The organism is Desulfosporosinus burensis, assembly GCF_054657535.1.
Genome location: NZ_BAAHYN010000100.1, coordinates 1 through 348, shown reverse-complemented (window position 1 = coordinate 348; position 348 = coordinate 1). Strand labels below are relative to the sequence as shown.

Here is a 348-nt window from a genome sequence, read left to right as displayed (position 1 = left end):
GCGGTGACGTGTGGAGCTGACTGGTACTAATAGGTCGAGGGCTTGACCTAATAATCGAGGTCCGAGGTCAGAAGTCCGAGGTCCGAAAGGACGGACGGTTGAGGACGGAGGACTTCGAGATTGCTAACAAAACTAGGTAAGTGGCTCAAATTCTAACGACAATTACTAGATAATAGACTCTGTGCAGTTTTGAGAGAACAGCGGTTAAGGATAATTCCTTATCCTGTTTTCTTTAGAAAACATACAAATTCGGACTTCGGATTTCGGACATCGGACTTCGATTCCGCATCTGGTGATCATGCCGGAGGGGTTCCACCCGTTCCCATATCGAACACGGAAGTTAAGACC

Annotated in this window: 1 rRNA gene; it reads left to right on the top strand. The window is 47.4% G+C overall.

Annotated elements, in window-relative coordinates:
• Positions 1 to 288: 288 nt before the first annotated feature.
• A 5S ribosomal RNA gene (gene rrf / locus ACYQ3Q_RS28570) occupies positions 289 to 348 on the top strand; the annotation flags it as partial.